Raw genomic sequence first — 9,481 nt, 5'->3', positions numbered from 1 at the left:
AACACGTCACTGGGACATAGCCTATTTTTTCAGCATGGCGCGCATATTGGCCAGCGCCGAGTTGCCGGTGGCGGCCTTGACCTCCGGGGGCGCGTCTTCCTGGCCTTCCCAGATTAGATCCTCGGGCGGCAATTCATCGAGGAAGCGGCTCGGCGCGCAGTCGATGATTTCGCCGTACTGCTTGCGCTTGGCGGCGAAGGTCATGGTCAGGTTGCGTTTGGCGCGGGTGATGCCGACATAGGCCAGGCGGCGCTCTTCTTCGACGGTGTCGGCCTCGATGCTGGAGCGGTGCGGAAGGATTTCCTCCTCCACGCCGAGGATATACACCGAAGGATATTCCAGGCCCTTGGAGGCATGCAGGGTCATCATCTGCACGCCTTCAGCGCCTTCCTCTTCTTCCTGCTGGCGCTCCAGCATGTCGCGTAGCACCAGCTTGCCGATGGCGTCCTCGATGGTCATGTCGCCGTCTTCGTCGCGCTCCAGGGTGTTCTTCAGCGCCTCGACGAGGAACCAGACGTTGCCCATACGCGCGTCGGCGACCTTGTCGTTGGAGGCGTTCTGCCGCAGCCAGTTCTCGTAGTCGATGTCCATGACCATGCTGCGGATCGCCGCGATCGGATCGTTCTGCGCGCACTCCTGGCGCACCCGGTCCATCCACTTGGTAAAGCGCGCCAGGCGTTCGGTATAGCGCGCGTCCAGCTGCTCGCCCAGGCCGATTTCGCCGGCGGCCGCGTACATGCTGATCTTGCGGGCGGTGGCGTAGTTGCCGAGCTTTTCCAGGGTGGTGGAGCCGATCTCGCGACGCGGCACGTTGATCACCCGCAGGAAGGCGTTGTCGTCATCCGGGTTGACCAGCAGGCGGAAGTAACTCATCAGGTCCTTCACCTCCTGGCGGGCGAAGAAACTGGTGCCGCCCGAGAGGCGATAGGGGATTTGATGGTGCTGCAGTTTCAGCTCCATCAGCTTGGCCTGGTAGTTGCCGCGATAGAGGATGGCGTAATCGCTGTACGGGCGCTCGGTGCGCAGATGCTCGGTAAGAATTTCCAGGGCCACCCGCTCACATTCGGCGTCTTCGTTGCGGCAGCGGATCACGCGGATCTCGTCGCCCATGCCCATCTCGCTCCACAGCTGCTTCTCGAACGCATGCGGGTTGTTGGCGATAAGGATGTTGGCGCATTTGAGGATACGGCTGGTGGAGCGGTAGTTCTGCTCCAGCATCACCACCTTCAGCGAGGGGTAATCCTCCTTCAGCAGCATCAGATTTTCCGGACGCGCGCCGCGCCAGGCGTAGATCGACTGGTCGTCGTCGCCGACCACGGTGAACTGGTTGCGCATGCCCACCAGGAGCTTCACCAGCAGGTACTGGCTGGCGTTGGTGTCCTGGTATTCGTCCACCAGCAGGTAGCGGATGCGGTTCTGCCATTTCTCCAGGATGTCCGGGTGCTCCTGGAACAGCTTCACCGGCATCAGGATCAGGTCGTCGAAGTCCACCGCGTTGTACGCCTTGAGCGTGCGCTGGTAGTGCAGGTAGACGATGGCGGCGGTCTGTTCCTTGGGGCCCCGCGATTCGGCCAGGGCCTGCTCGGGCAGGATCAGCTCGTTCTTCCAGCTGCCGATGTAGTTCTTGATCTCGTCGGCGCCGTCATCGCCGGCGTATTCCTTCTGCATGATGTCCGACAGCAGCGCCTTGATATCGCCCTCGTCGAAGATCGAGAAACCCGGCTTGTAGCCCAGCGCCGCGTATTCCTTGCGGATGATATTCATGCCCAGGTTGTGGAAGGTCGACACCGTCAGGCCGCGCGCCTCGGGGCCCTTGAGCAACGTGCCGACGCGCTCCTTCATCTCCCGCGCGGCCTTGTTGGTAAAGGTCATGGCGACGATATGGCGGGCCTGGATGCCGCAGTTCTGCACCAGGTGGGCGATCTTGCGGGTGATCACGCTGGTCTTGCCGGAGCCTGCGCCGGCGAGCACCAAAAGTGGGCCGCCGACATAGTTCACGGCTTCCTGCTGCCGGGGGTTCAGTCGGGACATTGCGTCTATTACCGGGGGAATGGGCGCGCATTTTAGCAGGCCCAGGAGTTTGTGCCGCGACCGTCTAGAACTGTGTGATGGCGCACGTACTGGCAGTAAGCCAGGCTTGGTTATTTCGCGTAATCCAGTACCCTGGTGCCACTTGTCGGTTTTTTGTCTCACGTGCAGGATGCGCGCTGACAACTCACGGACATGCATGATTAGACGCCGATTACGGCGCAGCAGCGCGGTTCGCCGCCGATTATCTTTGTGGCCTGGGGAGGTTGTTTGTCCGCGCTCGTCGAACCCTTGCGGTTGGTTCTGCTGGCTGAAACGCCAGAGTGGCCCGAGCTATTGCGCGAGTGCCTGAGCGCGTTAGGGAATGCGTTCCCGCTGATTACCGCCCCTTCCTGGGAGGCCGCCAGCAGCCTCTTCGACGACCATGGCAACGGCCTGTTGCTGACCACCATTGCCCGCCGCCCAGCCCCTGGGCGCTGCCCGCTGCCGACCATTCTGCTGCTCGATGAAGAGCCCCACGAGGCACCTGCCGGGGTCTGCGATTGGTTGGTGCGCGACCAATTGACGGTCGATGTGCTGCGCCGTTGCCTGCGTTATGTACGCGAGCAAGGCAACCTGAAAGAAACCCTGCACCGGCTCGCCGAGCAGGATGCGTTGACCGGCATCGCCAATCGCCAGGGCTTCCAGACCCTGCTCGCCGCGCGCCTGGCCGAATGCGAGGGGCGCGGTCTGACCCTTGGCCACCTCGATCTGGACAATTTCCGCCACGCCAACGATGCCCTCGGTTACCAGGCCGGCGACCGCCTGATTATGCAGGTGGTGGCGCGGCTCAAGGCGCAGTTGCAGGCCGGCGATCAGGTCGCTCGGCTGGGCAGTGACGAATTTGCCCTGTTGCTGGATACCCGGCGCGATGCGCGGCGTGCCGAGCGCTTGGCCGAACGCATCACCGAAGCCCTGGGCGAGCCTTATTGGATCGATGGCGAGAGCCTGTTGATCGGCTGCAGCCTGGGCCTGGCGCATGCCCGGGCCAACAACGGCGGCGCCGATCCGCTGATGTGGCACGCGCACATCGCCATGCAACAGGCCAAGAGCCAGCAGGGCTGCACCTTTCATGTGTATGACGAGCGCCTCAATCGCAATGCGCGCAGCCAGGCCGACCTGGAAGGCGAGTTGCGCCGTGCGCTACGCCGCGACGAGTTGGAACTGCATTACCAACCGCGGCTGTGCCTGAAGAGCGGGCGTATCGTCGGCCTGGAAGCGTTGGTGCGCTGGAACCATGCCGAGCGCGGCCTGCTGGCGCCGAACGAGTTCGTGCCGCTGGCCGAGGAAAGCGGGCTGATCGTGCCGCTCGGTTACTGGGTGATTTCCCGCGCCCTGCGCGATATGCAGTGGCTGCGCGGACGCGGCCTGCCGGCGCTGCACATGGCGATCAACCTGTCGTTCCGCCAGTTCCAGGACAGCCAGCTGCTGCCCACGCTCAGCCGCTTGATCGAAGAGCGTGGGGTGGATGCGCAGTGGCTGGAGTTCGAGCTGACCGAGACCGCGGTGATGCGCCGCAGCGATCAGGTGCAGCAGACCATGTTGGCGCTGGGCAAGCTGGGCGTGCGCTTCTCCCTGGATGACTTTGGCACGGGCTTCTCCTCCTTCGTGCACCTCAACAGCCTGCCGATCACCCTGCTGAAGATCGACAAGAGCTTTGTCGGCGGCATGGGCGAGCGTCCGGAGAACCGCCAATTGGTGCGCGCGATGATCAACCTGGCGCATAACCTCGACCTGGAAGTGGTCGCCGAAGGCGTGGAAAACGCCGAACAGCTGGCGCTGTTGCGCCAATTCGGCTGCGATCAGGTGCAGGGTTACCTGATCAGCAAGGCGATCCCGCTGGCGGAGTTGGCGCGCTTTCTGGTGTTCGGCATGCGCCAGCCGCTGCTGGGCTTGCTCAATCCCTGACTAACCAGACGTCGGCTGGGTCGCGGCGCGCCGCGACGAAGCCGACAGGCATAACCGCTCAACAACGCAATTTTCCCGCCTTATCCTGGTGTTCAGCCCACCTCCGCGGCCGCTCCAACTATGCCAAACACGCGCGTTTGGTTGCGGGTGCCGGGCGCAGCAGGCGCGCAGTTTTCCATTCGAAGCCCAGGGTCAGGCCCAGTGCCGCACAGGCCAATCCACCGGCCAGCCCCCACCACACGCCCTCGGCGCCCCAGCCGAGCGGGAAGGCCAGCAGCCAGGCCAGGGGAGCGCCGATCAGCCAGTAACAACCGAGGCCGACGAAGAAGGTGGTCTTGGCATCCTTCAGGCCGCGAATCGCGCCCATGGCGATGGTCTGGATGCCGTCGAACAGCTCGAACCAGGCGGCAATCGCCAGCAGGCTGACGGCCAGCGCGGCGATTTCGGCGAAGGCCGGGTCGTGGTGGTCGAGAAACAAGCCGACCACCGCTTCCGGCGCCAGCCAGAACAGCGTGGCGAAACCCAGCATGCAGGCCGCGCCGATAGCGATGCCCAGACGCCCGGCGCGGCGCGCGTCGAGCAGCCGGCCGGCGCCGAAGTGCTGACCGATGCGGAAGGTCACCGCGTAGGACAACCCCACCGGCACCATAAAGGCCACGTACACCGACATGATCGCGATCTGGTGGGCAGCCAGTTGCATGCTGCCGAGCGCGCCCATGCACAGCGCGGCAAAGGCGAATAAACCGGACTCCACCGCATAGGTGCCGCCAATCGGCAGGCCCAGGCGCAGCAGCTCTTGCAGTTCAACCCACTGCGGGCGCAGCAGATTGCGCTGCAACGGGTAGCCGGCGTAGGCGCTGTGGCGCAGCACATGCCAGGCCAGCAGCAGGGCCATGACATTCATCACCGCCGCAGTGACCAAGCCGATGCCGGCCAGGCCGAGCGTCGGCAGGCCGAACCAGCCCTTGATCAGCACATAGTTGAGGACGAAGTTGGCCAGGGCGCCGCCGATACTGATGGCCATGACCGGGCCGGGGCGGCCGATGGCGCTGGTGAAGCCGCGCAGCGCCATAAACGTCATATAACCGGGCAGGGCGAAGATCAGGGTGGCGAGAAACTGCATGGCGCCGGTGACGCTTTCCGGCGCCTGGCCGAAGTACAGCAGCACCGGCTCAAGGTGCCACAGGGCCAATCCCGCCAGCAGCGCCAGCGCCCAGCCCAGCCACAGGCCGTTCTGGGTCAGACGGGTGACGCCGGCGGCATCGCCGGCCCCGTAGCGGATGGCCACCAGATTGCCGACGGCGGCGATCACCCCGACACAGAAGATCGAGACGAAGGAGTAGCTGGCCGCGCCCAGGCCGCCGCCGGCCAGCGCGGCCGGGCCGAGCAGGCCCATCATCACGGTGTCGGTGAAGACCATCACCACATGCGCCAGTTGCGCCGCAATCAGCGGGCCGGCGAGGCGCAGAATGGCTTGGAATTCGTCGCGTAGAGCGTGTGGCATGATGAGTATGGCTCAATAAGAAGACTTGCTCTGATTTGCCGAGCGAGCAGAGAATGCCGCTATTCTCAGGAGTCTGTAGTGCCGGCACAAAGGGAAAAAAACGATGCTAATCATGATTAATACTCATGGATAAGCGCTTATGAACCGGCGCCTGCCCCCGCTCTATGCCCTGCGTGCTTTCGAGGCGGCTGCCCGGCACTGTTCCTTCACCCGCGCGGCGGAAGAGTTGGCGATCACCCAAAGCGCGGTCAGCCGCCATGTGCGCACCCTGGAAGAGCACTTCGCCTGTCGCCTGTTCGAGCGGCGCGGCCGCAGCCTGCTGCTGACCGAGCCGGCGCGCATGCTGCTGCCTGGCCTGCGCGATGGTTTCGAGGCGTTGGAGCGGGCCTGCACCACCCTGCGCGTCGACGATGCGATCCTGCGCCTGAAGGCGCCCTCGACCCTGACCATGCGTTGGTTGCTGGCACGGCTGTCGCGCTTTCGTCTGCAAAACAGCGACATCGAGGTGCAACTGACCAGCGCCTGGATGGACGTGGACAAGGTGGACTTCCAGCATGAGCCGTTCGACTGCGCGGTGTTGCTCAGCAACGGCGGCTTCAGTGACGAGTGGGAAAGCGCGCTGCTGTTCGCCGAGTGGCTGATCCCGGTGTGCGCGCCGCAAGCGGCGAGTGTCGGCACATGGGACTTGGTGCGCTTGCAAGGCGCCGAATTGCTGCATCCCACCCCGGATCGTCGCGACTGGCGGCAGTGGTTGCAGGCGATGGGCCTGGCCGAGCAGGTGCCGCTCAAGGGTGGCCAGGTATTCGATACCCTGGAGCTGGGCATGGTCGCGGCCGCGCGTGGCTATGGCGTGTCGATCGGCGACCTGGTGATGGTCGCCGAGGACGTCGCCCAGGGTCGCCTCGGCCTGCCGTGGCCCTGCGCGGTGCCCAGCGGTTGCAGTTACTACCTGGTCTGGCCCAAGGCGCGGCGCGGGCAGGAGCGCTACCAGCGGCTGCGCGATTACCTGGTCGAGGACATGACGAAGATGCACCTGCCCGAGGTGGAGCGGCGCACACCGCAGTGATGCGCTCAGCGCTGGCGCAGTCGTTCCAGGTTATGCCGCAGGCTGGCGGCGGACAGCTCGCCCATGTGGCTGTGGGACTGGCGGCCCGCGGCGTCGTAGAACAGCGTGGTCGGCAGGCCGAAGGAACCGGTCGCCGCGCCCACCCGGTTGCCGCTATCGAGCAGCACACCCTCCAGTTGCAAGGCGCTTTCGCCGAGGAAGCGCCGTACCGTCGCGGCATCCTCGCCCGAGTTGACGAAAACAAAGCGCACCTGTGGCTCGGCACGCTGGGCGGCGGCCAGCACGGGCATCTCGCGGCGGCATGGCGGACACCAGGTGGCCCAGATATTCACCACCAGCGGGCGCCCGTCGAGGCTGTCCAGCTGCACCGCATGACCACTCATATCGACCAGACTCAGCGCCGGCAGGCGGCTGCCGTGCTCCAGCGCGGCGAGCAGTGCCCGGCCGCCGCCCCAGAGCACGCCACCGACCAGCACCGCGATGCCCAGCGGCCGACGCAGGGCGGGGCGGCGCCAGGCGTAGGTCAGGCCGATGATTACGGCGGCGAGTAGGCCGGGCCAGAGCAGGAAACCGCCATCGCGGATGTCCACGGCCTGCCACGGCGTGGCGCTGTACTCCTCGGCGTAGCGCACGACGAAGCCCAGGCGCGCTGCCAGCACGCCAGCGCCGAACATGGCGAACAGCGCCGCCTCTGGATTGGCCTGGCGCTTGCGGCCGAGCCACCAGCCGCACAGCAGCGCGGTGCACAACGCCAGGTAGACCAGGGCATGGGCCATGGGAATGGCCGCGGGGCCGAGGGGCAGGCTGCTCAAGGGCCGCTCCTGTTCAGCGCACGACGTGGAGGAAGTGCATGTGCTTTTCGTATTGGTCGAGCATGTCGCCGATCACCTCGTCGCGGTTCCAGCCCATCACGTCGTAGTCCTGGCCGCCTTCGAGCAGGTAGACCTCGGCGCGGAAGTACTTGCGCGCGTCCTGACTGGCGTCGCCGGTGTCGCGGAAGGCGAAGCTCGGCTGAACGAAGGCGCGTGGGCGGACCTCGTAGAGGAAGTCGATCTCCGCGCCGTGGGCCACGTTAAGCCGGCAGCGGCCATCCTCGCCGATGTCCACGTTCACCGCATAACCCTCCTTGCGCAGCTCCTCGGCCACCGACTCGCAGGCCGGTTGTACCGTATCACTGATAAACCGGGTGACATGCGCGCGCCGCGGGAACATCACCATGTTGCGCAGGCGGCGCTGCCAACCGCCCTGTTGGCGGCTCGCCGGGCGCGAGCTGCTCAGGGCCTGGTAGCGGATGCCGCGTTTGGTGGCGTCCAGGCGCAGGGCCTTGAGCAGACCCCACATCGAGGCCAGCAGGACAATCGAGAAGGGCAGGGCGCTGGCGATGGTGGCCGTCTGCAAGGCCTTGAGGCCATCGGCCAGCAGCAGCGCGATGGCCACCACGCCGATCAGGATCGACCAGAACAGGCGCTGCCACAGCGGCGTCACTTCCCGTCCACCGGAGGCCAGCATGTCCACCACCAAGGCGCCGGAGTCGGCCGAGGTGACGAAGAACACCACCACCATGCTCACTGCGATCAGCGACAGCAGGCTGGAGAACGGAAATTGTTCGAGGAAGGCGAACAGCGCCAGCGAGCTGTCTTGCGTGACCGTGTCGGCGAGACTGGTGAGGCCGTCGTTGAGCACCATATGAATGGCGGTATCGCCGAACACGGTCATCCACAGCAGGGTGAAGGCGGCGGGGACGAACAGCACGCCGCAGACGAACTCGCGAATCGTCCGGCCGCGCGAAATGCGCGCGATGAACAGGCCGACGAACGGCGACCAGGACAACCACCAGCCCCAGTACAGCAGGGTCCAGCCGCCGATCCAGTCGGTCGGCTCATAGGCGTAGAGGTTGAAGGTCTTGTTGACGATCTCCGAGAGGTAGGCTCCGGTGTTCTGCACATAGGTTTGCAGCAGGAACACCGTCGGCCCCATCACCAACACGAACACCAGCAGGATCACCGCCAGACTCAGGTTGATCTCCGAGAGAATACGAATGCCTTTGTTCAAGCCGCTGGCCACCGACAGCGTGGCCAGGGTGCAGATCACCGCAATCAGGCCGACCTGCACCGGCGCGCTGACCGGCAGGCCAAACAGGTGGTTGAAGCCGCTGTTGATCTGCAATACCCCGTAACCGAGCGAGGTGGCGACGCCGAACACCGTGCCGAGAATGGCGAAGATGTCCACGGCATGGCCGATAGGGCCGTAGATGCGCTCGCCGATCAACGGGTAGAGCGCCGAGCGCAGGGTCAGCGGCAGGTCATGGCGGAAGCAGAAAAACGCCAGGATCAGCGCGACGATGGCGTAGATCGCCCAGGCGTGCAGGCCCCAGTGGAAAAAGGTCAGCTTCATCGCCTCCTTCGCCGCCTGCACCGTATTGGGTTCGCCCACCGGTGGTGCGGTGAAGTGCATCAGCGGCTCGGCGACGCCGAAGAACATCAGGCCGATGCCCATCCCGGCCGAGAACAGCATGGCGAACCAGGTCAGGTTGCGGTATTCGGGCTGGCTGTGGTCGGGGCCGAGCTTGAGATCGCCGTAACGGCTGACGGCGAGAAACACCACGGTGATCAGGATCAGCGCCACGGTGAGCACGTAGAACCAACTGGCATTCACTGTGATCCAGCTTTGCAACTGGCTGAAGATGCTTTGCGCCTGGTCTTGGCAGAGCACGCTGAACAGCACCAGGGCGATGATCAGCACGGCCGAACCGTAAAAAACTGGGGGATTGAAGGTGGGGGATGTGGGGGACGAAGACGGCAACTTATGGGTCTCCATTGCTAGCTCTCCATATAACCGGATAGGCCGCCAAATGGCGCGAGGCGGCGAATACTAGCATATGCGATAGTTTTTTGCTTCATTGGGTGTTTGTTCAATAGCCTTGCTGCATTGAATGC

6 protein-coding genes are annotated in these 9,481 nt (G+C 64.7%); 2 read left to right on the top strand and 4 right to left on the bottom strand.

The window, feature by feature from the left end:
• Window positions 1–21: 21 nt before the first annotated feature.
• Entirely contained in the window at window positions 22–2,031 is a 2,010-nt protein-coding gene (rep, locus tag B3M58_RS05750; protein WP_296217606.1) for a DNA helicase Rep, read from the bottom strand.
• Window positions 2,032–2,298: 267 nt separating this feature from the next.
• Here rep and B3M58_RS05745 point away from each other — a divergent pair, with 267 nt between their 5' ends.
• Window positions 2,299–3,975, top strand: coding sequence for a putative bifunctional diguanylate cyclase/phosphodiesterase (locus tag B3M58_RS05745; protein WP_296217605.1), 1,677 nt, complete (start codon window positions 2,299–2,301; stop codon window positions 3,973–3,975).
• A gap of 118 nt (window positions 3,976–4,093) precedes the next feature.
• On the opposite strand, the gene B3M58_RS05740 is transcribed toward B3M58_RS05745, so the two are convergent.
• Window positions 4,094–5,479, bottom strand: a complete 1,386-nt coding sequence (locus tag B3M58_RS05740) for a NorM family multidrug efflux MATE transporter (RefSeq protein ID WP_296217604.1) — start codon at window positions 5,477–5,479, stop codon at window positions 4,094–4,096.
• Window positions 5,480–5,618: 139 nt separating this feature from the next.
• Between B3M58_RS05740 and B3M58_RS05735 the strand changes: the two genes are divergently transcribed.
• Window positions 5,619–6,545, top strand: coding sequence for a LysR substrate-binding domain-containing protein (locus B3M58_RS05735; RefSeq protein ID WP_296217603.1), 927 nt, complete (start codon window positions 5,619–5,621; stop codon window positions 6,543–6,545).
• A gap of 5 nt (window positions 6,546–6,550) precedes the next feature.
• Here the strand turns inward: B3M58_RS05735 and B3M58_RS05730 are convergent, their stop codons facing one another.
• Together B3M58_RS05730 and B3M58_RS05725 are read right to left on the bottom strand one after the other, a co-directional pair.
• Window positions 6,551–7,357: a TlpA disulfide reductase family protein gene (locus B3M58_RS05730; protein WP_296217602.1), complete on the bottom strand. Its 807-nt coding sequence runs from the start codon at window positions 7,355–7,357 to the stop codon at window positions 6,551–6,553.
• Window positions 7,358–7,370: 13 nt separating this feature from the next.
• Window positions 7,371–9,362, bottom strand: coding sequence for a BCCT family transporter (locus B3M58_RS05725; protein ID WP_296217601.1), 1,992 nt, complete (start codon window positions 9,360–9,362; stop codon window positions 7,371–7,373).
• Window positions 9,363–9,481: the final 119 nt, after the last annotated feature.

The sequence above is a fragment of the Pseudomonas sp. UBA2684 genome (assembly GCA_002354655.1).
In the GTDB taxonomy this organism is placed as follows: Bacteria; Pseudomonadota; Gammaproteobacteria; order Pseudomonadales; family Pseudomonadaceae; genus Aquipseudomonas.
Note: the sequence above shows the minus strand (reverse complement) of the source record. Positions and strands in the feature narration are given on the sequence as shown.

Coding starts and splice junctions, on each gene's coding strand:
- rep (WP_296217606.1), bottom strand. CDS start 2,031: ATGTCCCGACTGAACCCCCGGCAGCAGGAAGCCGTGAACTATGTCGGC.
- B3M58_RS05740 (WP_296217604.1), bottom strand. CDS start 5,479: ATGCCACACGCTCTACGCGACGAATTCCAAGCCATTCTGCGCCTCGCC.
- B3M58_RS05735 (WP_296217603.1), top strand. CDS start 5,619: ATGAACCGGCGCCTGCCCCCGCTCTATGCCCTGCGTGCTTTCGAGGCG.
- B3M58_RS05725 (WP_296217601.1), bottom strand. CDS start 9,362: ATGGAGACCCATAAGTTGCCGTCTTCGTCCCCCACATCCCCCACCTTC.